Source organism: Paenibacillus sp. A3, from assembly GCF_001399685.1.
Classification (GTDB): domain Bacteria; phylum Bacillota; class Bacilli; order Paenibacillales; family NBRC-103111; genus Paenibacillus_G.
On the sequence record NZ_JTHN01000014.1, the window covers coordinates 18,123 to 43,540 of the forward strand.

Annotated in this window: 21 protein-coding genes; 14 read left to right on the top strand and 7 right to left on the bottom strand. The window is 56.5% G+C overall.

Going from position 1 to position 25,418, the window contains the following annotated elements; genetic code table 11:
- The first annotated feature begins 27 nt into the window (after positions 1–27).
- The 6 genes from QJ48_RS01580 to QJ48_RS01605 are packed head-to-tail and all read left to right on the top strand — an operon-like array spanning position 28 to position 9,030.
- Positions 28–2,442 carry a hypothetical protein gene (locus QJ48_RS01580; RefSeq protein WP_054971916.1) on the top strand — a complete coding sequence of 805 codons (2,415 nt, stop codon included), beginning with the start codon at positions 28–30 and terminating at the stop codon, positions 2,440–2,442.
- Positions 2,423–2,974 (top strand): GNAT family N-acetyltransferase, encoded by a 552-nt coding sequence (locus tag QJ48_RS01585; protein WP_082420290.1) that lies wholly within the window; start codon positions 2,423–2,425, stop codon positions 2,972–2,974. The genes QJ48_RS01580 and QJ48_RS01585 overlap by 20 nt, the downstream gene beginning before the upstream one ends.
- A gap of 21 nt (positions 2,975–2,995) precedes the next feature.
- Entirely contained in the window at positions 2,996–4,294 is a 1,299-nt protein-coding gene (locus QJ48_RS01590) for a VWA domain-containing protein (RefSeq protein ID WP_054971918.1), read from the top strand.
- A gap of 17 nt (positions 4,295–4,311) precedes the next feature.
- Positions 4,312–4,950 carry a hypothetical protein gene (locus tag QJ48_RS01595; RefSeq protein ID WP_237762772.1) on the top strand — a complete coding sequence of 213 codons (639 nt, stop codon included), beginning with the start codon at positions 4,312–4,314 and terminating at the stop codon, positions 4,948–4,950.
- Between the two features lie 16 nt (positions 4,951–4,966).
- Positions 4,967–6,232, top strand: coding sequence for a TRAFAC clade GTPase domain-containing protein (locus QJ48_RS01600; protein WP_054971919.1), 1,266 nt, complete (start codon positions 4,967–4,969; stop codon positions 6,230–6,232).
- Positions 6,229–9,030: a cadherin-like beta sandwich domain-containing protein gene (locus tag QJ48_RS01605; RefSeq protein WP_054971920.1), complete on the top strand. Its 2,802-nt coding sequence runs from the start codon at positions 6,229–6,231 to the stop codon at positions 9,028–9,030. Before QJ48_RS01600 ends, QJ48_RS01605 begins: the two co-directional genes overlap by 4 nt.
- A 70-nt stretch (positions 9,031–9,100) precedes the next feature.
- On the opposite strand, the gene QJ48_RS01610 is transcribed toward QJ48_RS01605, so the two are convergent.
- Positions 9,101–10,600 carry an oligosaccharide flippase family protein gene (locus QJ48_RS01610; protein WP_054971921.1) on the bottom strand — a complete coding sequence of 500 codons (1,500 nt, stop codon included), beginning with the start codon at positions 10,598–10,600 and terminating at the stop codon, positions 9,101–9,103.
- A gap of 78 nt (positions 10,601–10,678) precedes the next feature.
- Positions 10,679–11,785: an amidase domain-containing protein gene (locus QJ48_RS01615; protein WP_054971922.1), complete on the bottom strand. Its 1,107-nt coding sequence runs from the start codon at positions 11,783–11,785 to the stop codon at positions 10,679–10,681.
- A 261-nt stretch (positions 11,786–12,046) separates the two neighbouring features.
- On the opposite strand from QJ48_RS01615, the gene QJ48_RS01620 reads away from it, so the two are divergent.
- Entirely contained in the window at positions 12,047–12,274 is a 228-nt protein-coding gene (locus QJ48_RS01620) for a hypothetical protein (protein WP_054971923.1), read from the top strand.
- A gap of 16 nt (positions 12,275–12,290) precedes the next feature.
- Here the strand turns inward: QJ48_RS01620 and QJ48_RS01625 are convergent, their stop codons facing one another.
- Positions 12,291–13,097, bottom strand: a complete 807-nt coding sequence (locus tag QJ48_RS01625; RefSeq protein WP_054971924.1) for an AraC family transcriptional regulator — start codon at positions 13,095–13,097, stop codon at positions 12,291–12,293.
- Positions 13,098–13,234: 137 nt separating this feature from the next.
- Here QJ48_RS01625 and QJ48_RS01630 point away from each other — a divergent pair, with 137 nt between their 5' ends.
- The gene (locus QJ48_RS01630) at positions 13,235–14,008 is read left to right on the top strand and encodes a sugar phosphate isomerase/epimerase (RefSeq protein ID WP_054971925.1); all 774 of its coding nucleotides are present in this window, start codon (positions 13,235–13,237) and stop codon (positions 14,006–14,008) included.
- A gap of 29 nt (positions 14,009–14,037) precedes the next feature.
- A complete protein-coding gene (locus QJ48_RS01635; RefSeq protein ID WP_054971926.1) occupies positions 14,038–15,057 on the top strand; it encodes a Gfo/Idh/MocA family protein in 1,020 nt (339 codons plus the stop codon).
- A 62-nt stretch (positions 15,058–15,119) separates the two neighbouring features.
- Here QJ48_RS01635 and QJ48_RS01640 read toward each other — a convergent pair whose 3' ends face one another.
- Positions 15,120–15,605, bottom strand: coding sequence for a CcdC family protein (locus QJ48_RS01640; RefSeq protein ID WP_054971927.1), 486 nt, complete (start codon positions 15,603–15,605; stop codon positions 15,120–15,122).
- Between the two features lie 254 nt (positions 15,606–15,859).
- Here QJ48_RS01640 and QJ48_RS01645 point away from each other — a divergent pair, with 254 nt between their 5' ends.
- The 5 genes from QJ48_RS01645 to QJ48_RS01665 all read left to right on the top strand — a co-directional run bounded on the left by QJ48_RS01645 (position 15,860) and on the right by QJ48_RS01665 (position 23,012).
- Positions 15,860–16,918 carry a BMP family protein gene (locus tag QJ48_RS01645; RefSeq protein WP_054971928.1) on the top strand — a complete coding sequence of 353 codons (1,059 nt, stop codon included), beginning with the start codon at positions 15,860–15,862 and terminating at the stop codon, positions 16,916–16,918.
- Between the two features lie 90 nt (positions 16,919–17,008).
- Entirely contained in the window at positions 17,009–18,547 is a 1,539-nt protein-coding gene (locus QJ48_RS01650; protein WP_054971929.1) for an ABC transporter ATP-binding protein, read from the top strand.
- Positions 18,540–19,616, top strand: a complete 1,077-nt coding sequence (locus QJ48_RS01655; RefSeq protein ID WP_054971930.1) for an ABC transporter permease — start codon at positions 18,540–18,542, stop codon at positions 19,614–19,616. The genes QJ48_RS01650 and QJ48_RS01655 overlap by 8 nt, the downstream gene beginning before the upstream one ends.
- Positions 19,617–20,579 carry an ABC transporter permease gene (locus QJ48_RS01660; protein ID WP_054971931.1) on the top strand — a complete coding sequence of 321 codons (963 nt, stop codon included), beginning with the start codon at positions 19,617–19,619 and terminating at the stop codon, positions 20,577–20,579.
- A 192-nt stretch (positions 20,580–20,771) separates the two neighbouring features.
- The gene (locus QJ48_RS01665) at positions 20,772–23,012 is read left to right on the top strand and encodes a PAS domain S-box protein (RefSeq protein ID WP_054971932.1); all 2,241 of its coding nucleotides are present in this window, start codon (positions 20,772–20,774) and stop codon (positions 23,010–23,012) included.
- Positions 23,013–23,080: 68 nt separating this feature from the next.
- Here QJ48_RS01665 and QJ48_RS01670 read toward each other — a convergent pair whose 3' ends face one another.
- The 3 genes from QJ48_RS01670 to QJ48_RS01680 all read right to left on the bottom strand — a co-directional run bounded on the left by QJ48_RS01670 (position 23,081) and on the right by QJ48_RS01680 (position 25,410).
- Entirely contained in the window at positions 23,081–23,851 is a 771-nt protein-coding gene (locus QJ48_RS01670) for a nucleotidyltransferase domain-containing protein (RefSeq protein WP_337589612.1), read from the bottom strand.
- Positions 23,852–23,896: 45 nt separating this feature from the next.
- On the bottom strand, positions 23,897–24,619 hold the full coding sequence (locus tag QJ48_RS01675; protein ID WP_054971934.1) for a class I SAM-dependent methyltransferase: 723 nt from the start codon (positions 24,617–24,619) through the stop codon (positions 23,897–23,899).
- Positions 24,620–24,684: 65 nt separating this feature from the next.
- Complete coding sequence (locus QJ48_RS01680; RefSeq protein ID WP_054971940.1) at positions 24,685–25,410, bottom strand: polysaccharide deacetylase family protein; 726 nt, start codon at positions 25,408–25,410, stop codon at positions 24,685–24,687.
- Positions 25,411–25,418: the final 8 nt, after the last annotated feature.

Genomic DNA, 25,418 nt, shown 5'->3' on the forward strand with positions numbered 1-25,418 from the left:
TCACGCTCCGATTGGAGGGTCAGGATCATGCGGGAGAACTTGATGCAATTCGCGAGCGCATACGCCGCGGAAACGGACAGCATGGGAACGGGCGGGGATGAGCTTCGCAGCATCAACCATCCCCTCGTGTTCCTGTTCGTCGGCGACCGGTCGGCGGAAGCGCTGGAGCAGGTATACGACCTGAACCGGAAGAAGTGGAACAACAGCGCCGGCGTCGTTTATTTACATATCGGCATGGAGAACGGCGCGCAGGAAGCCGCCACGCGGGACAACGTCTACAGCTGGCGTCTCGGCGGAGGCGGCGGAGACAAGAAAACGCAGCGCGCCGAAGGATACCAACAGTTTTACCGGAACGAAGCGAAGCTGCTTGAATTGAACGTCCTTCTGCGGCAGATGAACAGCCGCATCTCGGAGTTCGGACGGCTGTACGCCTCGCTGCAGCGGGTCAATATCGCGGTGGTCACGCGGGTCGACGATCCGCTCAACGCGCTTGTGCCCGAGCTGACGGTGCTGATGAAATCGATCTTCGCCGAGAGCTTCCGCTCCGTAGTCGTTGATCTTTACGGACTGCTGCAAGAGCAGCAGCCAGGCGACGATTTCGCGTATGCGGCATCGCTAGGCGTCAGCTTTATGCGCGAGCTGGACGAGGTCCAGCGGCGGGAGTTCAGCTTGGCCGCGGAGCTTCAGGTGACGGGCGACGGCATCCGGCTGCCGGTCGAGCACCGGGACGCGGCTTTGTTCGACACGGTGTATATGATCGGAGACAAGGACGAGCGCGGGCTATTTGCAGCCGGCGGCATGCAGCGGTGCTACGAGATCGTGTGCCATTTGAACCTGCTCAAGAACCGCAAAGCCGCTGACGAGGTCGATCCGAGGCACGGCGCTTACAATCACCAGCAGTTCAAGCAAAACATGATGCCGCCAGGCGAAGCGGGCGGCATTTACGCCTCCGCCGGGTTCGCCAAGGTGACTCGGCCCAATCAGGCGATCGCCCTGACGGTGCTGTATCATCTGTACCGGGGGATGCTGCAGAGGATGCGGGATAACGCGGTTATTCATCAAACGGAGCTGCTGGAGTTGGCCGAGCTGGACCCGAGGAAGGCGGAGGAGAGCGTCCGGGCCGTGGCGGGCGAACGGGCGAATCCGGTCGACGCCATGTACGGCTTGCTCTATGAGAACGTGCCGCACCACGAGCTGCGGTCGATGTCTCTGCGGCAGGCGGAGACGGCTTTGTTCGGGGCGAACGCCCGGGCCTTCTTCGAGACGAATGCCGTCCGGGTCATGGAAGCGGCGCTTGAGGCGCGGGACGGGGCCGGAAGGCTCGGTCAAACGCTGCAGCGCAAAGCGGTCGATCATCCGTCGTACGGGTGCTATTGCATGTACTTGTGGACCTCGGAGCAGGAACGCGGAGCGGAGACGCCCAGTCTCGTCACCATGGTCCGGGAGTGGCGCAAGGAGGCCGAGCGGCAGCTCGAAGACGGCAAGATGGACCTCGAAGCGCTGTACGAGGAGCGGGTGGAAGATCAGCGCTATGCCAAAGGCTCGCTGCTCGGATTTCTTTCGCCCAAGAGTCAGGTAAAACCGCTGGCCCGTGGAATGCTCGAGCAAATCTACGGCTTGAAATACGAGCTGCTGCTGCTGGAGCTGACCATCCGCGAGCTTCGGAGCTACGAGCGGAAGCTGGAAGACATCCATGACCGGATGAAGCGGTACGTCCAGCGGCTCCACGACATTGAAGCGGCGCTGCTCGACGCAAGCCGCCGGAGCATCTCTGAGACGAACGACGAACTGGGGCGCAACATTAACGAATACTACGGCCATGTCGTCGAAGTGATCGCCGCCGAAACGGAAAACCGCCGGGGGCCGCAGTTTTATTTTGACGAACGGTGGGTCGGGAACGTGACCGCGCTGCTTGCGCAAAGCGACGAAGCGCTGGTCGACAGGCTGATTGCGGCGGCGAAGCGGGAATGGTTCGTCCATCCGCTATTCCATCAGCCGTTCGAGCAGGAGCTGCTGGCGCGGGCGAACGTGGCGGTCAGCTACGACAACCGCGAGGTGCTGACGAAGGAAGAGCTGTACCGCGATCTGTACGTGACGCTCGAGAGCGAGGCGGCGATCCGGCTGGACGTCTACAACTATACGCACAAGCACCGGTACGAGGAAAAATATTTTTTCGGCGATTTTCAAAGCGAATTGATCCAGTATGCGTACAGCGTCGATCACGGCAGCCGCACCTACAAGCTCGGCTGCATTCACGAGAAGAAGCAAAGCGGCGTCGAGAAGCTGAATCTGATGGGCGGGTTCCGCATGGCCGACCTGATGTACTACCGGAACGGCAGGCGGTACTACGATACGTATGTGCGCAGCGGATACGAGTTTCACGGACGCGCGATGCCGGAGGGACCGGAGGCGGAAAGGAGAGATGACGGCCATGAACGATAAGAGCTCGCCCGTTTATATCCGCTTTTTCGAACCTGCGGATGCGGAGGCGCTGCTTGCCCTGCATGTGCGCAACCGGGAGTTTTTTCAAATGTATAACCCCGCTCGCGACGAATCATTTTATACGCTGGAAACCCAGCTTGCGAACATCGGCACTGGAAAAGACGAGCGGAGTCAGGACAAACGATACCCTTTCGGTATTTTCCTGAGGGAGACGGAAGAACTGATCGGGGAAATCTCGTTGTTCGAAGTGAAGCGTGGTCCGCTGCAAAAATGTATGCTGGGCTACTCTTTGGACCAACGGCAAAACGGGAAAGGGTACGCGTCCGAGGCGGTACGGCTGGTCGTGGAATTTGCGTTTAAAGAGGCCGGCCTGCACCGGATCGAAGCGGGCGCGATGCCCCGCAATAAGGGCTCGCTGCGCGTTCTGGAGAAGGCGGGCTTCCGCCCGGAAGGCTTGGCGCGCAAAAACGTGAAAATCAACGGGGTTTGGGAAGATCATCAAATGTTTTCGCTTTTGGACGAGGACATTTGAAGTGGAAAGTGAGGAAGGCCGATGAAACGTCGGAAATGGAATCCGCTGCTGACCGGACTCAGCATCGTGGGTGGCTTTCTAGGATTTATTGCAGGGGAAATGATGCTCAGCCGGTGGGAAGGAACGCTGCACGAAACCGTGCTGATGGGGCTATATTTCGGGGTGTTCGCCCTGATCGTCGGGCTGTGCTGTCTGCTGGCGGAGATCCTGTCGCCGCAATTGAACGGAAAAAACTGGCGTCTCCGCTATGCCTCCGACGGATGGAAGCTGCTCGTTCCCGGCACGCTTCTTCTTCTGTTTGCGGCGGGGGCGCTGTTTCAATGGGCCTACGGGCTGTATTTCGATTCGGCAAAATCGGGCCGGCCGCAAGATTACGTGCTCATTTTGGATACGTCCGAGAGCATGAAGCAGAACGACCCGAATAAGCAGAGCTTGCAGGCGGTTAAGTCGCTGGTCGGGCAGATGGACAGCAACAAGATGGTGGGCGTGCTGACGTTCAACGATTCGGTGACCTGGGTGCAGAGGCTGACGCAGCTCAGCAGCGAAACCGCCAAAAGCCAAGTGCTGGCGCAAATCGACGCGATTCCCGCCCCGACCGGAGGAACCGACATTGCGCAGGCGCTTACTCAGGCGATCGACCATATGCAGAAGGAATCGCAGCGCAAAGGGGCCGTCATTCTTATCTCGGACGGCTACAGCGATGTGGACGTCGACCGGGTGGTGCAGCCCTATAACTTGGAAAATATAACCATTCACACAATCGGGATGAAGCAGCCGAACGAGGAAGGAAGCCGACTGCTGCAGCGGATCGCCGAAGCGACGGGCGGAACGTTCCAGGAGGTGAAGCAGGCCGAGCTGGTGACGGACGCTTTCCGTAATATTTATGTGAAAGACCATCATTTCCATCTCGTGAACGAACGGCAGGGACAGATGCACGGCAGCGGTTGGCACGCGGCGCTGCGGGTCGTGCTGATTCTGCTCATCGGCGCACTGCTCGGGCTGTCGCTCGGCATCGTGTTCGACAACCGCTTCTTGGCGCGCAGCTTCGCTCTCGGCGGTACGGTGGCCGGCTTGCTTGCAGGTCTGACGCTGGAATATGGCTTGCCCTCGGAATATTCGAGCGCCGTTCGCGCCATGGCGGACCTGATTTTGGCGGTCGTGCTGTCGCTGTCCACCTTGCTGTTCGCGGTTCATGAAAGCACCGGCGCGAACGCCGGTCTTCGCCGCGGCAGACCGCGCGAGCTGTATGCCGGTCCGGATGGCGAGAGCAGCCGCTATGGCGGAAGAGACGGCAGCCGGACCGGCAAGCGGTTCCGGTAACGACGGGAGGCGGGCAGATGATGCAATGGAGCGAACCTGACGAGCGGTACCGGATTACGAAGGCGGCCTCCGAGGTCAGGGAGGGCGAATGTCTTCTGACCTGGCACTGGCCGAAGGAAGTCAATTACGTCTACATCGACAGCTTCGAAGACGGGGGCGAGCAGCCCCCGGACGAGTTGGATCCGAAGCGGCTCAAGCTGTTTACCCGCGAGGAATATAAGGCGAAAGCCGGCTACCGCGCCCGTGTCGACTTTACGGGGCCGTATTTCTACCGGATCTATCCCTGCGTGATGCTGGAAGGACGGCTGACCCCGCTGCTGCAGCGGGACGGAGACAATCTGACCCGCGTCAGCGGAGGCCGGGCGAAAATCCGTTACGGCATCAAATACGGCGGCGGTTGGTTCAGCAAATACAAAACCGTGCAGATCCGGCTGTTCTGCGAAATTCCGGTCCCCCGGGAAGCCCTGTGCTACGTGAAAAAAGAAGGAGCGGCCCCGCGAAATAAGGAAGACGGGACCTTTTATCCGTTCATGAACGATTTTCCGCCGGGGCGCACGGAGCTGCCGCCCATCGAGGTCGGCAAAAACGACTATATCCGGTTGTTTTTTACCGACGGACCGATCTATGGCGAGCGGTTTGAACTCATTCCGGACTAAAAGGAGGGACCTGGGCATGTTGGGGTTTTTCAAGCAATTTTTCGAAAAGAAGCCTGTGGAAAAAGAACGTCCGCCTTATTACAGCATCGTTTGTCCGTACTGCTTCCATAAATTCGAGCCGGACGAGGTCGTATTCCGCGCCGCGCATACGAAGGAGAACGACGACGAATTTACGCTGCAGGAAGACGAGCGGTTGAATGCATGGCGGCGCAAGTTCAATCTGTCGCAGCAGGACATGGAGGCGGTGATCGAGCCGTACACGATCCCGGAAGAGAACCACGTCTACTCGGAAAACGTGCTGGTGGCGGTCATCGACCGTTACGGCGTGGCGACGCGGCGGCGGCTCTGTCCGAGCTGCCACAACGAGCTGCCGATTTCGGCCGGCAAAATGCCGAGCAACATCATCTCCATCGTCGGGGCGTCGCAGGTCGGCAAATCGGTCTATATGACGTCGCTGATCCATACGCTGCAATCCTCGACGGCTTCGAATTTCGACGCGGCTTGCATGCCGCTCAGCGCCGAAATCAGCCGGAAGTTCCGGCAAAATTATTTGGAGCCGATCTTCGACCGCGGCATGATGCTGGAGTCGACGAACCCGAACGAGCAGCAGGAGCCGTTTATTTTCCAGTTCGTATTCAAGGACGAACAGCGCGCGCCGCTCACGCTCGTGTTCTTCGATGTTGCGGGCGAGGGCATGGTGGAGCGCGATTATTTGGAAATCTATGCGTCGCATATTAAAAATTCCTCGGGCATTTTATTTCTTGTCGATCCGCTGCAAATCCGCACGATCCGCGACAAAATCCGCCTGAACGTCGGCCAGGAAGAAGGCGAGTTCGCAAGCCGCTATGACGAGCCGCGCGAGGTCGTCATCAGCTTGTTCGAAAACTTCATCGCCCATCAGCAGGGCAGTAAGACGAAAATTCCGACGGCCATCGTTCTGACGAAGAGCGATATGCTGCAATATTTGAAAGAGGAAGACAGCGAATATATTCAGTCCAACAGCAACGTGTTCCGCAACGTGATTCACAAAGGCTATTTGGACCAGACCGAGTTTGAGAACATTAACGGCGAAATCCGCCGCTTTATCGAGAAGGTGGACCGGCCGTTCAAGGATGCGGTCGACGTGTATTTCCAGAACACCGCCTACTTCGCCGTATCCGCGCTCGGTTCGAACCCGGTGAACCGGCAGGTGACCGGCGTCATTAGCCCGACCCGGGTGGACGAACCGTTCATCTGGCTGCTTCACCAGCTCGACTACATCGACAGGAGAGATGCGCCGTGAGCCGGGACCGAAACATTCAGCAGCACTATTTTACCCGGGACCGGGAAGGAATTTTCCGCACGAACGAAGGGTTCGATACGGTAGCGAAATCCGCCGGGCTCGATAACGGTTTTATTAAAGCGGCGCTGCATCCGTACTGCGTGTATAAGGCGCCGCAGGAGCTGCTCGCGCGCGGAGAGGCGGACGAGAGCCGGTATCCGGAAGCGTTCGGCGTCTTCCATGCCGATAGCGGGGAGCTTGTGATCGGACGCACCGTTTACGTCAGCGCCGACTTCACCGGACAGCGGAGCGCTTTTTTCACGCATCATTACGTTGTGCCCAAGGAACGTCAAGAGGCCTTCGTACGCGAGCCGGAACGTTTGCTTGCCATTCGGGACTTCCGAAGCAGCTACGATATTCAGGACGGGAAGTCGATTCCGGAGCTGGACGAGCTGGATTACGACGCCGCGGCCAAACCGGAGAACCCGGACCGGCTGCTCGGCAGACTGAAGCTGGACCGCACCCGGTTTCAGCAGCTGCTTTGCGCCGTGATGGCGTCGCTCACGAACAAGAAGAAGGTGTACGTCGCGCTGGACGCGGACGTGTCGGCCGGGAGCGAGGAAGCGAAACGGCTGATGGAGCTCGTCTACCGCTGCCTGCCGTATGCGATGCGCCGGCAGCTCGGATTCGTCACGTACCAGAGCGAGCCGGAAGGCAAGCAGCATTACCATGTCATGTTCGTGGAAAAAGGCAGCATCCGTCTGCCCGACCGTCAGCTTGAAAAAGATTATTTGTTCGATCTGCCGAATGAGCGGGTCCATGGTGTGGACGTGTCCGGCACCGAGCATTCGTATCTGGACTACGTCTGGGAGTACCGGGGAGATAAGGCAGGTCTGGAGCGGTTCTACGACTTTTGCGAGGAAGCGCTGCAGGACGTTGGCCATCCCGTCGCGCTCGCCGTTCCGACCTATTCCCAGCTGAGCGAGTTGTTCCGGATCGAGCAGGGCCAGGAAGGCTTGTACGAGCAGAATCGGGCAGGCACTGTGAAGGGCATTCTTCAGTACTTGACGGCGGAAACCGCAGGGCGGAAAAAACGGCTGAACGATCTGCTCGGCAAGCTGATCCGCAAGGAATTGATGGATGGGGACAGCGTGCCTACCGCGGAATTCGTTACGCCGCTGCTAGATTATTACGCTTTTGCCGACGAGGGGACGAAAACGCTGCTGATCGCCAGCTTTGCGCTTTATATCCGGCGGGCGGCGTCTGCAGTCTCCGGCGATATCCGCGCGGCGGTTCCGCTGATCGACCCGCTGCGGAAGCAGAATGCGGTCTTTCTCGCCGTTCTGAAGCAGCTGCACGAGCAGCATCCCCAGACGGCGGAGCAGTATGCAGCCTATCGGATCACGGCGAGCGGATCGGTCAAGGAGTTTTTGGAAGAAATCAAGTTTTGGCTGATGTCCGCGGATGATTTGCTGCTGCAGCACTTTTTCCGCAATGAAGTATTGAAAAAAATGAAGCAGCTGCTCAAGGCGGAGAAATCCAGACGGATGGAAGTGGCCAAAAATACATACATCTACTTCGACCGTCTGCCGGAGCGCGAAGGAAAGCCGCAATTCGAAGACTTCTGCATGCAGCTCAAGCTGGAAATCCAGCTCGAATTGCTGGAGGGTCTGACCCCGACCGGACTGAGCTACGAAGACCTGCTGCAGCTTGAGTTTATGCTGGACCCGCCGCAGCCGGAGCTACTGCACAACTTGAACAGCGGCGGACGCATGACGCTGGATCTGCTGACCGCCGTGTACCGGGTGCTGACGCTGGAGCGGCGCAAGCCGTCCGATGTCGTAGCAACCATCGAGCGGCTTGGCCCGCTGGATCTGGAACGGGCGCAGGAACTGCTGAAGAAGACGCTCGGCGATAAGGTAGGACCAGAGACATTCGGCAAAATCGCCTACGCCTTCAGCCGTCCGGATGCGGGAGTCCGGGGTGGGGGCGGATACGAAGCCGGGTATGACTTCGACCGGATGCTGGAGTACGTAGCCGCTCAGACCCGGGGGACGGATACGATCTATGAATTTATGGTATGGAGCGCGGGAGATTCCCGGTTTTCCGGCGGCTCGGGAATCGACGTTCATTACCGCGCTGCGCTGACGCGGTATTTTGACCGGCACGATGCCAAGGCGTTCAAGAACAAGCCGATCAAGGAACTGCTGCTTGGCGTGCCGAACGAAGCGTTCGCCGCCGTGTTTAAAGACATCAAGCTGAAGCAGGACCCGGGCATCATCCAGTTTGTACTGCGGTATAAGAGAAGACTGTTTCGGCTAGGCATTCTCGTTCTTCCGCTGCTGCTTATCATCATTCTGTTGTCCACGTTCTGGACGCCGATGATGGGATCGATTCTGCGCCCGGCGCCCACGCTCACGGTCGAGACGCTGCCGGAAAAAACGGCCCAGCCGGTTGTTACCGTAAAAGCAAGCGCGACGGACGGCGGCTACGACCCGAGCCCGAACATTTTCGTCAACGGGCAGCACGTCGGCAGCGGACAAGTATCTGCTCCCGTCGTCCTGATGATCGGCGAGAATACGATCGAGATCAAGGCGGAGAACAAATACGGCAAAGCCAGCGAGCCGATCGTCAAAAAAGTGCAGCTCGACCTTCCGATGCAAGGTCCGCCGCTTCCGGCGAGCGGCGCATCCAAAGCCGGCGGCGCTTCCGGGGCTTCCGGCGCACAGACCTCCACCGAACCGGTCGCCGGTCCGAAGTTTACCCCTGCAAACACCAAGGGGAAGACGGAGCAGCAAATCCAATCCGGCGCCCGCTAAATCGAAGCAGCCTGAATCCTTTCACGACCGAAAGGGTTCAGGCTGTTGTCGTTTCCGGCGCTGCGCCTCGTTACTTTTGACGCGTTAGCGCGACAAGCGCAACGTAACCGGCGGAGCAAGCAAACGTCAGAAGCATGAGCGTTAGCTGCAGAGGCATTCCGGAGAAGCCCGCGGCGGGCAGCAGCCGGCCTCCCCAAAGCGTGACGACGCTGGTCAGCAGCAGCAGGACGGCGGTGTTCATGACAAGCGTCTTCCCGGAGAAGGATAGCTGCAGATCGCGGCGGAGTACGTTAAGATTCCACAGTACCGGAATTATTTCAAACAGCAGCACGCCCGCCGCGATCCCGGTATAGCCCCATCCGGGAATCCCGGTCAATACGTAAAGCATGATCATGGAGCAGGCAATGCCAACGAGAATGCTGCGCATCGGCTCTTTTCTCCGGCCGACGGACCACAGAATACTTATCGTCACTTCTCGCAGTCCCGCAAGCAGCGGACAGAGCGAAAGCAAGCGAATCGCTGCGGCAAGCTTCTCTTGGTCGAACAGCAGGCGCGCCAGTTCTTCGGCGAAGGTAAACAGGAAGAGCGCCGCGCTGATCCCCCATAACATGCTTAGGTTTAGAGCCTTGCCGATTCTCCGGAAGGCGCGGTCGAACTGTCGTGCCTGCCAATCGGCGGCGATTTTGGGGGAGAGCGTATGGGTGAGCGAAAACGTGATCAAGGTCGGGATATAGACGATCGTCATCGCCATGCCCGTCATCTCGCCGAATATGGCAAGTGCTTGTCCCGACGAAAGTCCGGAGGCCTGGAGCCGCATCGGAACGATGGACGCTTCAAGGAAATCCGACAAAGGGATGATGAGCCGGGTGGCCGTCAAGGCAAGTGCCGTATGCGCGAACAAGCGCAGACTGCGATCCGGCTCTGCTTGGCCTGAGATAGCATTCGCGGAAGAAGACTGTGAATGGCGAAGCAGCATCACAAGCAGGAAAGCCAAGGCGCAGCCGGCCCCCGTCGATGCGCCCAGTGCAGCCGTGCCCAAAGCTTGCGGCATGCTGAGACTCGTGCCGATCGAGAGGAGCAGCAGGATGCTCCCGACCCGGACCGATTGCTCGACGAGTTCGGAGACGGCGATAGCCCCGAACGCTTCCAAGCCTTGAAGATACCCGCGAAGCAGGCTTAGCAGCGGAACGAGCCACAGCGCCGGCAAGAACATGCGAATCGCCAACTCCAACTTCCCGTTGCCGAGCCGAAGTGAAATTTCGTTCGTGAACAGGAAGAAGCCTGTGCACAGCAGCGTACATACCCCGATGTAGAGCACGGACATGTTGCGGTAAATCCGCCAACCGTTTCGGGCGTTTTTGGCGGTGGACAAGGTTAGCGCCATAGGCATGCCACCGGTGAGCAAGGTCAGGACGAGGCCGTAAAACGAGTAGGCAATCTGGTATAAGCCTACTCCTTCCGGACCCAAATAACGAAATAACGGAATGCGGAGGAGCAGCCCGAGCAATTTCACAATTAACATTGCGCTTGTCCGAAGCGCCATCTGTTTAAATATCGGGGGCAGAATCATCCGCATCACCACCTCGGCCGGACGGAAAAGTGTTGTCCACTTTCATCTTATGTCCGAGGCGGCGGCCGTATGATTTCTCTAATCGGCGATATGAATCAGTACAAAGTGGGTGTAATTTTCCCAGCCCAGATCAAACGGAACGTGGTAACGGTCAGTCGTGTGGCAGTTGATCAAGGGCAGTCCCCGCTCATCCTTGCCCACAACGACGGCAAAATGGTCTACGTCGTTATTGTACATATAAGCAATCAGGTCGCCGGGCTGCAGCTTGGACCAGATGGCGGGCGCCGAAGGGCCGCGCACGATTTGATCGAAGGTGCCGCTGCCAACGATTTTCCCGTAACCGGAATAAAGGAGAAACGACTTTAAAGCGTCGGTGCTTACCCATGCCCGGCTCCCGTTGCCGGCGCTGTATCTCCACGTATGCGTCATGGGCAGCCCACCGCCTTCGGCCGGATCGCCGATGACTTGGGAAACGAAGTTCGTACAGTCTCCGCCTATGCCGGTATAATCGCGGTATTTCGGATTGTAACGGTTATCGTTTCCGGCCCCCCATGCCGACCCGGCGTACTTATCGGCATACGCCACGGCTTTCTCGCGGTTATATCGCCTCTTTTGCGGTGACTTAGATACCGTATCGGACTTCAGGCTCTCGGTTTCCGGCTCCGATTCGATTGAAGAACGGTAAAACCATGCATCGTCCGAATCGATGTCGAGCGGATCGAGATACCATTCTTTAAGTACCCGCAGCTGCCCGTTTTCTTTTTTCAAGGTAAGAACGTGCCGTGTTCCGAGCCCGAACTCGGCCGGCGTTTTGCTCCCCGGGGCATACGAATAAGTGACTTTCAGCCTGTGCACGAGCGATACTTTGATCAGCGAATCGGTCGGCCTGATACGAAAGATCTTTAGCGTCCCTTCGGCGGCATGAACGATGATGTCTCTTTTGTTGGCCCAGGCCTGAAAATAAGCCTTCCGTTTCTTTTCAAGATACAGGGCTTGTTGGCTGGTTGGCACCTTTTCGAAATAAAAGGTATCGATCGGCACGTCCCGGATTAGAAATTCCGATCGGGCTCGGTATAATTCCGTAAGAAAATTGCGGATTTCCTCGGTTTCCGACGAAGGCTCGGCGCTGGCTTGAAACGGGCCCAACATCAGCGATAAGACAATAATCCAAGCGATACGGCGCATGCCGTTCCCTCCATCCCATCACACATTCAATCCCGCATTAGTATGAGAAAAATCCGGGAAAACATACTTCCTTTTACTTGGCTTGCCGTTTTCCGGGAAACAGCGCTTGCGAAAACGAGCGAAGGAAACACCATGCGAACGGGACTTTAAGAAAGGGTTAAGAAACTTGTTGACAAATTGTAATATTATTTTAAGCTTATTTTAATGATCGTAATTTATCCTATTAGTAACTAGTAAAATATGATGTAGGACGGTGTGAGGATGAAAGTTTTTGTAACCATTCAAAACAAACAGATCCCCGTTTTCGCCGACAACTTGAATAAAAAAACATTGAAGCTCCTCAAGCTGGCGCTGGATAAAAAGGTAGAAAACGGAAGACAGACGCTGAAAAAATGTCTCCAAACATTAATCAGCATTGAAGTGATCGGCTGCGAGGCCATTTTGCATTCGTTTAACGAAAAAGATTCGCTTGCCTTGTCTCTCTACTAAACAAGAGAGACTTTTTTTATTCCCGGCGTTCGCCGCTTCGGTAAGCGCCCGGGGAAATGCCGAACTTGTCCTTGAATACACGGTGAAAATATGAATATCCCCCGAACCCGCAGCTTTCGGCAATTTGTTCGAGCGTCATGGCGGTATATTTCATCCGTTCCAGAGCGGCGGCCAGCCGGATTTCGAGCGCATATTCCAGCATTGTCTTGCCATAGCATTCCTTAAACAGATGAACCGCCCGGGATACGCTGAGCCCTGCCTGACGCGCGGCATCCTCTACCTTGAACGTCGAAGTGGCATGCTCCTCCACGAACCGCTTCATCCGAAGCGCCGTAAAGGACCGGCCGTAGGAGGGGGCGCTTTCCGTCGCCGCGCGGTCGAGAGACAGGCAAAGGGCTTGCAGCAAGCAGCCGACGAGCTCGCCGGTCTGCTTGTCCGCCGGGCGCTGCTTTTCAATAATCAAGTGCCGCCAAAGCGCCAGCAACTGCTCTCCCGGATCGATTCGCGAGAGCGTCGGTTTGTCTCCGCGTTTCCACCATTGGTCCATCCAACGGCCCCCGCAGATCAAGTAGTAATCCCCGCTGGAAATCGTTCTTCCCTTGGACGTCGTTTCGTATTCGTCTACGAATAGCTCGTAGGTTCTTCCGGGATTCAGCAGCAGCAGATCCCCTTGTCCGAGCCGGTGCGTTTTGCCGTCGATCACCGCCTCGCTGGCCCCTTCCGTCTGCAACCGGAACAAGTAGAGCGGCAGTCCGGTTTTATAATGGGTATGAAACCGCTGCGCATGATACGAATAACCGCATGTGAACACTTCCGCTTCCATCGCCGTCTCTCCGCTTCGTAAAAAGTTATAGCAAAATTGTTGATGTTACGATTATATCGTTTATGTTCATTTTAGGCTATTCTCGTGTATGATGAAAGCAAATAAGCAAGCTATTCCTAAATCAGGGAGTGTTCACGATGAGAAGAATGGGCATCGGGCTTCAGCTTTACACATTGCGGGATGAAACCGCCGCCGATTTCCGCGGCACGTTGAGGAAAGTAGCCGAGCTCGGCTACGAAGGCGTCGAATTTGCCGGATACGGCGGTTTGGCGAAGGAAGAGCTGAGAGATTTGCTTCAGGAGCTTGGACTTAAAGCGATTGGCAGCCATGTCGGCTTGCAGCAGCTGCGGGACGATCTGCAGGGCCAAATCGATTATTTAAAAACGATCGGCGGACAATATTTGATTTGTCCTTATGTGGCCGAGGAAGATCGCCGTACCGAAGAGGATTGGAAATCGCTGTTTGCTTTTCTGCAAGAAACGGGAGCGGCAGTGCGCAAGCAGGGGCTTATTTTCGCCTATCACAACCATGCTTTCGAATTCGAGATGAACGTCGGCAGCTCTTATGTATTCGACGCGATGTACGAAACGACTTCTCCCGAAGCGGTGCAAGTCGAAATGGACGTCTGCTGGGTGCAGTTCGCCGGACAGGACCCGCTGGCGTATATTCCGAAATACGCCGGCCGTCTGCCGCTGCTGCACTTGAAAGATTTCGGCAAAGACGATAACGGGCAGATGAAAACGATGGAGCTCGGTTTAGGGGTTGTCGACCTGCCTAAGGTCATCGCCGCCGCGTCCGAAGCAGGGGTCGGATGGCTCGTCGTAGAGCAGGACGTATGCCAGAAGCCTCCGCTGCAAAGCGTGGCGAACAGCTTGCAGTGGGTGAAAACGAACTATTTGCAACATATTTAATTTAACAAACCGAAGGAGCATTGAATTCCATGAGCAAATTGAGAGTGGCCGTGATCGGTTGCGGCGCCATTTCCAAACACCGTCATATTCCCGAGTACGCCGTAAATCCTCATGCGGAGCTGGTCGCTTTTTGCGATCCGGTTCAGGAGAGAGCCGAGCATTACGCCGGGCAGTACGGAGCAAAAGCTTACACCGATTATGAAACGCTGCTGCGCGAGATAAAACCCGATGCGGTGAGCGTGTGCACCCCGAATGCTCTGCATGCTCCGGTATCGATTGCCGCAGCAAAAGCCGGCGCGCATGTGCTGGTCGAAAAGCCGATGGCTGCGACGGAAGAAGAAGCGCTGGCGATGATCGAAGCGGCGAAGGAGAACGGCGTTTATTTGATGGTCGGCCACAACCAGCGGCTGATGCCTCATCATATGAAGGCCAAGCAGATTTTGAACGCGGGCGCTCTAGGCAAAGTGCTGACGTTCCGTACTTCATTTGGACACCCGGGACCAGAAAGCTGGAGCGTCGACGGCCGGGATAGCTGGTTTTTTCGCAAGGATGAAGCGATTATGGGCGCCATGGGCGATCTGGGCGTGCATAAATCGGACCTGATCCGCTGGCTGCTCGATGACGAGGTGGCGGATGTCGCCGGCTTTATCGGCACGCTCGACAAAGCGGGAACGGACGTTGACGATAACGCGGCCTGCGTGCTTCGCATGAAGAGCGGCATCATCGGAACGCTTGTCGCAAGCTGGACCTATTACCAAGGCGGGGACAACAGCACGGTGCTCTGGTGCGAGAACGGCATCATGAAAATCGATACGCATCCGGACGATCAAATTATCGTGGAGCTCCGCAACGGTTCGATCGAGCGCCATAAGGTGGGCGCCATCGCGACCAACGAGAAGCAGACGGTCAGCGGCGTGATCGACGCGTTCGTGGAATCGATCGTGACGAAAACCCCGCCGAGCATTTCGGGGGAAGAAGGCATGCGTTCGCTGAAGGTGATTTTGGCGGCGTTCGAATCGCAGGCTACAGGCCAGGTCGTCAGGCTGTAATAATGAAACAAGGCAGTTCCTCGCATGCGAAGGACTGCCTTTTCTCATGGACCGTTGCCCCGTTAAGCGGCTGTCCGCCGCAACCTGCGGTACTGAAGAAGCATGGCGGCCCGCCATGGAACGATCATTCCGAAAGCCAGCAGGAAGAAGAGCGCTCCCGTCTGCGGAATTGATATATATTGCTCGATGTAGCTGTGCAGCGCCAAACGCAAGATGAGGAGCCCTAGCAGCACGAACAAAAACGATTTGGATTGGTTGACGTACACTTCGCCGCCGCGAAGCTCCAGTTTGGAACTGCGGATAAGCGGGTAAGAAAACAGCAACAGCCCTACGGCCAAGGCAAGCAGCACCCACAGCGCAGGGACCCGAAAAGCCGGGACGGCAAACATGAGAAAGCCGGTGCTCATGCCGATTGGTGGCATGACGATTTTCGCCGGGGAAACCGGTTTGCGGCTGGCCCGCGCCCGAACGAATATCGCAAGCAGCGCCATCGCCGCCATACCGATCCCCGATACCGCCTGCAGATGAAGCGCGCCGAAATGGATCATGAACGCATTCCTCCTGTACTTCGTTGCTATTTTTCATTATATTATTGCAGGCCTGCGGCGATCTACAATAGTAAAAGAACCTTTCCTAATAAGGAAATATGACACAAGGCGCAGAATTGTAACAAAATCTGCGTTTTTTTTGAAATTTTGTTCAGAAACATATGGACGATGGTTAAATAAACCCTTTATAATGGAGATTGCTACAGCACTTATTTTAACGCTTACATACAGATACATGGAAGGGGCAAACAAAAATGAAAACATGGTTCAAATCGACGGCAGGCCTCATGCTCGCGGCTACGCTCGTCCTGAGCGGATGCGGAACGAAGCCGGCGCCGCAAGATGCGGCTAACGGCGGCTCCAAGCCTGCGGAAACCTCAGCGGGAGCCAGTAAAAAAGGGGAAAAATTTAACATCGGCATGGTTACCGACATCGGCGGCGTCAACGACAAGTCGTTTAACCAAAGCGCGTGGGAAGGCCTGAACGAGGTTAAGAAAGAAACCGGCGCTAACGTGAAATACCAGCAAAGCAAAAGCGACGCGGACTTCATTCCTCATCTCAATTCGTACGTTAAAGATAATTACAATCTAACTTGGGGGATCGGGTTCCTGATGGGCGACGCCATCAAGACGGTTGCGACGCAAAACCCGAAATCGAACTTTGCGATTATCGATAACGTTGTGGAAGCCCCGAACGTGGAATCCGTCACGTTCGCGGAGCAGGAGGGAGCATATCTGACAGGCGTTGTCGCCGGTCTGATGACGAAAACGAACAAAGTCGGCTTCGTCGGCGGTCTCGAAATTCCGGTCGTCAAACGTTTCGAAGTCGGCTTTAAGGCCGGCGTCGCTGCAGTCAACCCGAATGCAAAGGTAACGATCAACTATGCGGCGGCTTTCGACAAGCCAGACCTTGGAAAAGCGGCGGCAGCAACGATCTATAACGACGGTGCGGACATTATTTTCCATGCGGCGGGCGCAACGGGCAACGGCGTGTTCAACGAAGCGAAAGACCGTGTCAAAGCCGGCAAAAAAGTATGGGTCATCGGCGTGGACAAAGACCAGTCGCTTGAATTCGGCGATGATGTGACGCTGACCTCGATGGTGAAGCGTGTCGACCAAGCGGTGAAGCGCGTGACCATGGATGTGATCGACGGCAAATTCCAAGGCGGCAAAAACGTCGTTCTCGGTCTCAAAGACAACGGCGTAGGCTTGCCGGACACTTCCAAGAAGAACGTACCGGCCGACGTGCTGAAGAAAGTGGACGAGTACAAAGAGAAGATTGTTAAAGGCGAAATCAAAGTTCCGGAAAAATAAATTCCAATTCGACAAGGCTGGTGACCCACCGGCCTTGTCGTTTGATTTGCACCTTGAACTGACTTGTACATTTTGCGGGGAGGGAAGCTCATGAGTTCACCCGACATGATGGTCGAGCTGCGCGGGATTACGAAGCGTTTTCCCGGCATTACGGCCAACGACTCCATCAGCTTGAAGCTGCGCAAGGGAGAGATCCATGCGCTGCTGGGCGAGAACGGAGCAGGCAAATCGACGCTGATGAACATTTTGTTCGGTCTGTACCAGCCGGACGAGGGCGAGATCTGGGTGAAGGGCAGCAAAGCCGCCATCGACAGCCCGACGAAGGCGATCGAGCTGGGGATCGGCATGGTGCATCAGCATTTCAAGCTCGTACAGCCGTTCACCGTGACGGAAAACATTATTCTCGGCAGCGAGCCCCGAAAGGGTTCTTCCATCAACTATAAGGAAGCGAACGAGAAGGTTAGAAACATCTCGGAGCAGTACGGCCTGATGGTCGATCCGAAAGCAAAAATAGAAGATATTTCTGTTGGGATGCAGCAGCGTGTCGAGATTTTGAAAACGCTGTATCGCGGGGCGGACATTCTCATTTTCGACGAACCGACCGCCGTGCTCACGCCGCAAGAAATTCAAGAGCTGATGGATATTTTGCGCCGGCTCGCCGCCGAAGGGAAATCCATCATTCTGATTACACATAAGCTGAAGGAAATTATGGCGATTGCCGATACCTGCACGATTATCCGGCGCGGCAAGGTTATTGATTCGGTGAAGGTTGCCGAAACGAATCCGCAGCAGCTGGCCGAGAAGATGGTCGGGCGCAGCGTTACGTTCAAGGTCAATAAGACCAAGGCTTCGCCGGGAGCTCCGGTGCTGCAGATCCGCGGCCTGTCGGTTAAGGATAACCGGAACCTTCCCGCCTTGAACAGCCTCTCGCTCGAGGTGCGGGCCGGAGAGATTCTCGGACTCGCGGGTGTGGACGGCAACGGACAAAGCGAGCTGATCGAGGCGTTGACGGGGCTGCGTTCTGTGGATAGCGGAGAGATCGTACTGAAGGACAAGCCGCTGACCAACCAGTCCCCGCGGTTCGTCTCCGAGGCCGGCGTATCGCATATTCCGGAGGATCGGCATAAACACGGACTCGTGCTGGACTTCTCGATGAGCGAGAATATGGTATTGGAGACGTATTACCAGCCGAAGTATAACCGCGGCGGCTTTTTGAACAGCGAGGCGATTGAGACGCAGGCGCAGCGGCTGATCAGCGAGTTCGACGTACGCACGCCGAGCATCCATACGAAAGCGCGCGCGCTGTCCGGCGGGAACCAGCAGAAGGCGATCATCGCCCGCGAGCTGGACAAAGATCCCGAGCTGCTGATCGCGGCGCAGCCGACCCGGGGACTGGACGTCGGCGCCATCGAATTCGTGCACCGCAAGCTGATCGAAGCTAGAGATCATGGGAAAGCCGTGCTGCTGATCTCGTTCGAGCTGGATGAGATTCGGAACGTATCCGACCGGATTGCGGTCATTCACAGCGGACAGATTGTCGGCGAGGTGGATCCCGAAACAACGAATGAAGAAGAGCTGGGGTTGCTGATGGCCGGCGGACATGGACAAGGAGGGACCGACCATGGATAAATTGATTAAAATCGTAACCAAAGACTCGGCGTTGGTCCCGCTTGTCGCGATCTTGATGGGATTGCTCTTCGGAGCGCTGGTGATGCTGGCTGGCGGCTACAATCCGCTGACCGCCTATAGCGCGCTGGTGGGCAAAGTATTCGGGGACCCTTACGATTTCGGCGAGACGATCCGTGAGATTACTCCGCTTATTTTGACGGGACTGTCCGTTGCTTTTGCATTCCGGACCGGGCTGTTCAATATTGGGGGAGAAGGACAGTTCATGATGGGGATGACTGCCGCCTCCGTTATCGGGATCAAGCTGCAGCTGCCTTGGTTTATTCATGCGCCGCTTACTGTCGTCGCCGGTGCGCTGATCGGCGGGCTGTGGGGCGCGCTTGCCGGATATTTGAAGGCAAAGCGGGGCGTGAACGAAGTTATCACAACGATTATGCTGAACTGGATTGCGTTGTTTTTGTCCAACTACGTGGTCAATCAATTTCTGCTGCAGCCGGGACAGCAGCGTTCGTATCCGACGCAGGATTCGGCCTCGCTCTCGATCGGCTGGCTGTCCGAATTGATGGGCAACGCCCGGATGCATTGGGGCACGGTGATTGCTTTGGCGGCAGCAACGGTCTTCTACGTGCTGCTGTGGAAGACGAAGCAAGGCTATGAGCTGCGCGCCGTCGGACATAATCCGCACGCGGCCCGCTATGCGGGAATGAACGTGAACCGCAATATCGTCAAATCGATGTTTATCAGCGGCATTTTCGCAGGACTCGCCGGCGTCGTCGATGTGCTGGGCGTGTTCCATTATCAAACCGTGGTGGCTGCTTCGCCGGGCTATGGCTTCGACGGGGTCGCGGTAGCGCTGCTGGGCGGCAATAATCCGCTTGGCGTCGTGCTCGCCGCCGTGTTGTTCGGCTCGCTCACGTACGGGTCCGCCGGGATGAGCTTTGCCGCAGACGTTCCGCCGGAAATCATCCGTGTCGTCATCGGCTCGGTTATCTTCTTTGTAGCGACTCACGGTATCGTGCGTTGGGTACTGCTCCCGATATACGCCAAACGGAAAAAAGAGGAGGCGGCTTAGATGGAGGCATTGAATATTTTCGGCGAGCTGATCAACACCACGCTGGTGTTTTCCACTGCGCTGATCTTTGCCGCCTTGGGCGGTATTTTCTCGGAGCGGTCGGGCATCGTCAATATCGGCCTGGAAGGGCTGATGGTATCCGGCGCGTTCGCCGCCGCCATCGCCACGCATTTCGCCGAGAAGGCAGGGATGGATGGAGCGGCGCCGTGGATCGGACTTGTCGCCGCCCTTATTTTCGGGATTGCCTTCTCCCTGATTCATGCCGTGGCGACGGTTACGTTTAATGCGAACCAAGTCGTAAGCGGCGTCGTCATCAACTTTTTGGCGGCCGGGCTTACGGTCTATCTGGTCAAAATCCTTTTCGAAGGGTCGGGGCAAACGGAGACGCTGAATGCGGTATTCACCAAAGTGACGATTCCGGGACTGTCTTCCATCCCGCTGATCGGCGAGGCATTCTTTAAAGCTTATCCTACGACGTATCTGGCGCTCATTCTGGTTGCCGTAACGTATTACGTCATCTACAAAACGCCGTTCGGCTTGCGCTTGCGATCGGTCGGGGAGCATCCGAGCGCAGCCGACACGATGGGCGTCCGCGTCTCCCGTTACCGGTATATCGGCGTCATGATCAGCGGTGCGCTTGCAGGTCTTGGCGGGGCGACGATTACGCTGACGACGACGAGCAGCTTTTCGCATAATACGATTTCCGGTCAAGGCTTTATCGCCCTTGCGGCGATGATCTTTGGCAAATGGCACCCGGTCGGCGTGTTGGGAGCCGCGCTCTTCTTCGGCTTTGCTCAAGCGCTCCGCAACTTCGTGCAGCTGTTCGATTTTGCCAAGAGCATTCCGATGGAGTTTCTCTTCATGCTGCCATACGTGCTGACGATTCTGGTGCTTGCCGGCGCTGTAGGCCGGGCAGTGCCGCCCGCTTCGCTTGGCGAGCCTTACGAAACCGGCAAACGATAATCCTTTTGCGAACAAGGACGCAGCGTTCCGAAACGGAGCGTTTGCGCTCTTGTTCTTTTTTTTGTGAAAACGGGAGGAGAAACTACTTTTCCATAGAATGTTAACTAATAGGACATGGCAGTCCGCAATGGTCGGATGCTTCTCGATGATCGATCATTTCTGATAACTGCAGGCTCGAAACAGGAGGCACGCATGAACTTTGACGTGGACTGGGACCTCACTTCACATGCTCTTTTTTACCGAACCTTTCAATATAGTCCAAATGCGATAGCTCTCGTTTCTGCCGGCGGCCGCTTTCTTGCGGCCAATCCGGCGTTGTGCCGGCTCTTGGACGAGACGGAGCCGAGTTTGAAAGAACGGGCGGTAGCCCAGCTTTGCCATCCGGACGATGTCGCCGTTTGGGCCGAGTTTTGGCAGGAATTGACGCGCGATGTCCAGGATGAGAGTCCTCGCGAACGATCTCTTCGCTTCCTCCATCGGGAAGGGGATGCCGTACCTGTTTGGGTCAGCGTGACACGCTATTCACACGAACAAAATGAAGCGCTTACTTGCTATATTGCACATATCGCGGCTTGCGATCCCGGCCGCTGGCAGCTGTACGAACAACGCTACCGTTCGTTGTTTGACTATCATCCCGATCCGATGTTTGTGTTGGATTTGGACGGATATTACATGGATGTGAATCCGGCGTTCGAGAAGCTTTCGGGCTATACGCGGGAGCAAATCGCACGAATGCGGCTTCATTACCGCGCGATGATCGACGCCTCGGAGCACGGCAAGGTTCGCGACTGCTTGGCGTTGGTGGCTCAGGGAGCGCCCCAGCGTTTTGACATCGTTGGGATCGATCGGTGGGGGCGGTACCTGAACCTTGATGTGACCGTCATTCCTTTTGTCGAGAATGGTCAGATTACAGCGCTGCAGGGCACCGGTAAAAACGTTACCGATCAAAAAAAGCTTTGGGAGCATTTGTGCGAAAGCCAAAGGCAGTATGAGCTGATATCGTCCCACAGTCAAGACATCATTACGCTTTGTGCGCCGAATGGCAGTATCCAGTATATTTCTCCGGCCGTATATACGCAGCTCGGGTATGATCCGCAGGAATTAATCGGCGTTTTGGGAAGAACGCTGGTTCATCCCGAGGATTTCAAGCATGCCTTCGAATCCGTCGCCTCGGCCCGTTCGGACGAGAGTCGGCATATGCTCCGAAAGCGGCATAAACAGGGGTATTACATTTGGTACGAGAGCTCGATTAAATTTATTCGGGACCAGCACGGCGAGGTTTGCAACATTGTCGCCGTGGCGCGGGATATATCGGAACGAATGCAAGCGCAGGAAAAGCTGTTCCATAGCGAAGAAAAATACAGGTCGCTGGTGGAGGAACTGCCCGTAGCGGTATTTATCGAGCAAGCAAGCCGATGGGTTTATGCGAACGATACGGCAGTAAAGCTGCTTGAGGCATCCGCTCCGGAGGAGCTGCTCGGCCGGTCGGTTTACGATTTTCTGCACCCCGACTTTCATGCGATCGTGCGCAATCGGATTCGCATGATGGAGGGCGGCCAAGCTCTGGCTCCCATGAAGCAGAAGCTCATGACGGTCGGCGGCCGGCCGATCGATGTGGAGGTGTTCTCGTTTCCGACCTGGTTCGAAGGGCGGTTCGCGACCCGGGTGATGGTAAGGGATATTACCGATGCCGAAAAAGCGCGGGAGCTGCTGGAGCACTCCGAAAAGCTATCGCTTGTAGGTCAACTGGCCGCAGGTATCGCGCACGAGATCCGCAATCCGCTGACGGCGATCAAAGGCTTCATTCAACTGCTCAAATCGAACGCTTCGGACAAGCCGTATTATTACGAAATCATCTCCTCCGAAATCAACCGGATCGAGGAAATCATCGGTGAGATGCTGGTGCTGTCCAAACCGAAAGAGGCGCAAATTCGTCGGCAGGACATCCGCCCTCTGATCGGCCATGTCGCTACGCTCATCGACGCGCAGGCGATCATGAACAATATCGAGATCGTTACCGAATATGAGGAGGACCTGCCTCTGCTGGAGTGCGACGAGAACCAGCTCAAGCAAGTGTTTATCAATCTGCTGAAAAATGCGGTCGAAGCGATGCCCAATGGGGGAAAGCTGACCCTGCAGGTGGCTGCGGAAGCCGGGGGAAGGCAGATCGCCGTACGGGTCATCGATCAAGGGTGCGGCATCCCGGCGGAGAAGCTGGCGAGCATCGGCCAGCCTTTCTACACGACCAAGGAGCAGGGAACCGGGCTTGGTATGATGGTGAGCATGAAAATTATTGAAAATCATGACGGTACGATGTCGATTGCCAGTGAAGAGGGGCAAGGAACGACGATCGAAATCCGCTTGCCGGTCAAGGCTCGTCCCAAAGAGAGCCCAGCGTATGAAGAGCATCAACCGCCAAGAGGCGGACATTAATAAGAGGAACGCAAAAACAAAGTGCTTTCGTGGCGCAGGTTATGCGAACGAAGCACTTTGTTTTTGCGTTACGGTCCCGATTCTTCTTCGCCCGGATCATCGCCTTCGGCGTATCCTTCGACAAGGAAGCCTCCGAACGGCTCCAGCAGCTTTTGCACGAAAGCGGAAAGGGGCTCGGTGCGATCCAGCCGGTAATAGGCTTCAAGCGCTTCGTACAGCTCTTCCGCTTGGGCCGGGTCCGACAGCTTGAGGCTGCGCTGCAGCCACTTCCCGTCCCCGATCCAAAAGCCGCCGGTCCGCAGTGCGAATTCGACGAGCATCCCGGCGAGCTTTGCCGTTATGAACAAGCCTTCGGCTCGCGAGGCGCTGCACTCCAGGTCTGTCAGCGTCTCGCCGATTTCATACCGCGCCCGGTCAAGCTCTTGGATGGACCAGGCCGGAGGACCGGCATCCAGATCGCGTCTGGCTTCCTCGATGATGGCCGCGACGTGCTCGTGACCGTGCAGCACGATGCCTTCCGAGCACATCCGCAGCAGGGAGGGAATGGCCGATTCCACGGCCTGATCGAAAAAGTAGCGGTACGCCCCCCGGTTCATTACGAATGCTTCGATGATCCATCCGAAAGCCCGGTATGTTTTGCGGAAAGGCCCGTATTGGGACTCGTCGAAAACAACGACGTCCAGGTCCGACCCTGGCGTCGCGCCCCCTTGGACGACACTTCCGGCCAGAATGGCCGCTTCGCTTTGCGGAAACCGCATATTTACAAACCGCTTTGCGGCTTCAAGGCCCGACAGGCTCATAGTAGGCATCACGCTCGACTTGATAAGATAGTTCAACATATGCTCAAGCCGGCCTGAAGTTGCTACATTTCGCCATGACGCTCGTCATTTTCGGGCAATGAACAGAGCGTGCTCCAAGTAATCGTGGTTTGCGGCAATCAGATCGTCGTGCGCAAGTGACGTTTGCCAGACGGATGCATCGAGCACAGCTCCCGGGTCCATGACCTGGTTCATATCGGGGTAGGCAATTTGGTCGTCCGTGATGTGTTGGACAAAAGCGGAGCGGTCGCAAACGGTGATTTCGGCAAAGCCGGACGCCTGAAGCCGTTCGATCCACTCTTGTTCCGTGAGCAGGGCGTTCAGCTGAAAAAAGCCGGTGACCTCCCGGTAAGCCTGCTCCGTGATCGAGGGGGTTGCGATCACCTCCCGGTCGTACAGAATGCCTCCGGGCCGGAGCACCCGGCCGTACTCAGCCAATGCCTGCCCGATGTCGGAAAAATTCGTAACCGATTCCGCCAGCACGATGTCGAAGGTCGCGGCTTCGAACGGAAGCGCCGTGATGTCTCCTTCCACGAACCTCACGTCAAGCTGCTCGGCTTCGGCCCGGAGCTTCGCTTTGGCCAGCATGTCGGGACGAAGGTCAAGCCCTATAATGTCAAACCCTTGCTTCGCCAAATAGCAGGTCGTTCTTCCCGTACCGCATCCGACCTCCAGTACCCGGCTCCCCGCAGGCAGCGGAAAGCGGGAAAGCTGGGACATGGTGGCGGAGAAGCCGCCGGGATGCGCGCTTCCGACGCCCAGACGGGACAGCATATCCAAATAGTTCACCGCACTGCTCCTTCCTCTTCCGAAAATACAGATCACTGTATTGTATGGAAAGGGAGGGCATCCAGTTATGGATGGATGTCCGGGGTGCGCAACTTTTTTACGGGCTTCATTTTACCGTAGGTCAACAGCTCCGATACGGTAACGAAACGGAAGCCGCGCTTCTTCAGATCGGGTAAAATTTCTTTGAGCGCATCGGCGGTCTGACCTTTCCCTTCCACGTAATCGTGGAACAGCACGATATCCCCGCTGCGCGCGTGGCCAAGAACCTTGTTGACGATTTTGTCGACTCCCGGGGTATCCCAGTCCTTCGTATCCTGATGCCAAGACCACATCACGACCGTGTATCCTTCATTCCTCGCCATATCAATCAGCTTTTCGTTGTAGAACCCGCCGGGCGGCCGGAACAGGCGGCATTTTTGACCGGAGGCTGCGTAGATGATCTCTTCTGCGCGCTGGATATCTTGTTTCAGCTTGGTGACCGATCCGTTTCGCTTAAAATACGTATGGCTATACGTATGATTGGCCAGTTCGTGGCCTTCCGCCGCTTCACGCTTCACCAGCTCCGGGAACCTCTTTACCTTGTTGCCGACAAGGAAAAACGTTGCCTTCGCTTCGTAGAGCTTGAGAAGATCGAGAATTTGCGCGGTATCTTCCGGATCGGGGCCATCGTCGAACGTAAGCGCAATGACTTTTTCCGCCGTCGGCACTTCCCAGACGACTTCGCCGCGTTGTTCGTAGTAGGCCCTTCCTTTGCGGGGCGCATCCTCCCCCATAACGGAAGACTGAACCATAAGCAGGC

What these genes read in the sequence shown, in the direction of transcription:
- QJ48_RS01580 (WP_054971916.1), top strand. Translation starts at nt 28, where the DNA reads ATGCGGGAGAACTTGATGCAATTCGCGAGCGCATACGCCGCGGAAACG.
- QJ48_RS01585 (WP_082420290.1), top strand. Translation starts at nt 2,423, where the DNA reads ATGACGGCCATGAACGATAAGAGCTCGCCCGTTTATATCCGCTTTTTC.
- QJ48_RS01590 (WP_054971918.1), top strand. Translation starts at nt 2,996, where the DNA reads ATGAAACGTCGGAAATGGAATCCGCTGCTGACCGGACTCAGCATCGTG.
- QJ48_RS01595 (WP_237762772.1), top strand. Translation starts at nt 4,312, where the DNA reads ATGATGCAATGGAGCGAACCTGACGAGCGGTACCGGATTACGAAGGCG.
- QJ48_RS01600 (WP_054971919.1), top strand. Translation starts at nt 4,967, where the DNA reads ATGTTGGGGTTTTTCAAGCAATTTTTCGAAAAGAAGCCTGTGGAAAAA.
- QJ48_RS01610 (WP_054971921.1), bottom strand. Translation starts at nt 10,600, where the DNA reads ATGATTCTGCCCCCGATATTTAAACAGATGGCGCTTCGGACAAGCGCA.
- QJ48_RS01615 (WP_054971922.1), bottom strand. Translation starts at nt 11,785, where the DNA reads ATGCGCCGTATCGCTTGGATTATTGTCTTATCGCTGATGTTGGGCCCG.
- QJ48_RS01620 (WP_054971923.1), top strand. Translation starts at nt 12,047, where the DNA reads ATGAAAGTTTTTGTAACCATTCAAAACAAACAGATCCCCGTTTTCGCC.
- QJ48_RS01625 (WP_054971924.1), bottom strand. Translation starts at nt 13,097, where the DNA reads ATGGAAGCGGAAGTGTTCACATGCGGTTATTCGTATCATGCGCAGCGG.
- QJ48_RS01630 (WP_054971925.1), top strand. Translation starts at nt 13,235, where the DNA reads ATGAGAAGAATGGGCATCGGGCTTCAGCTTTACACATTGCGGGATGAA.
- QJ48_RS01635 (WP_054971926.1), top strand. Translation starts at nt 14,038, where the DNA reads ATGAGCAAATTGAGAGTGGCCGTGATCGGTTGCGGCGCCATTTCCAAA.
- QJ48_RS01640 (WP_054971927.1), bottom strand. Translation starts at nt 15,605, where the DNA reads ATGATCCATTTCGGCGCGCTTCATCTGCAGGCGGTATCGGGGATCGGT.
- QJ48_RS01645 (WP_054971928.1), top strand. Translation starts at nt 15,860, where the DNA reads ATGAAAACATGGTTCAAATCGACGGCAGGCCTCATGCTCGCGGCTACG.
- QJ48_RS01650 (WP_054971929.1), top strand. Translation starts at nt 17,009, where the DNA reads ATGAGTTCACCCGACATGATGGTCGAGCTGCGCGGGATTACGAAGCGT.
- QJ48_RS01655 (WP_054971930.1), top strand. Translation starts at nt 18,540, where the DNA reads ATGGATAAATTGATTAAAATCGTAACCAAAGACTCGGCGTTGGTCCCG.
- QJ48_RS01660 (WP_054971931.1), top strand. Translation starts at nt 19,617, where the DNA reads ATGGAGGCATTGAATATTTTCGGCGAGCTGATCAACACCACGCTGGTG.
- QJ48_RS01665 (WP_054971932.1), top strand. Translation starts at nt 20,772, where the DNA reads ATGAACTTTGACGTGGACTGGGACCTCACTTCACATGCTCTTTTTTAC.
- QJ48_RS01670 (WP_337589612.1), bottom strand. Translation starts at nt 23,851, where the DNA reads ATGTTGAACTATCTTATCAAGTCGAGCGTGATGCCTACTATGAGCCTG.
- QJ48_RS01680 (WP_054971940.1), bottom strand. Translation starts at nt 25,410, where the DNA reads ATGGTTCAGTCTTCCGTTATGGGGGAGGATGCGCCCCGCAAAGGAAGG.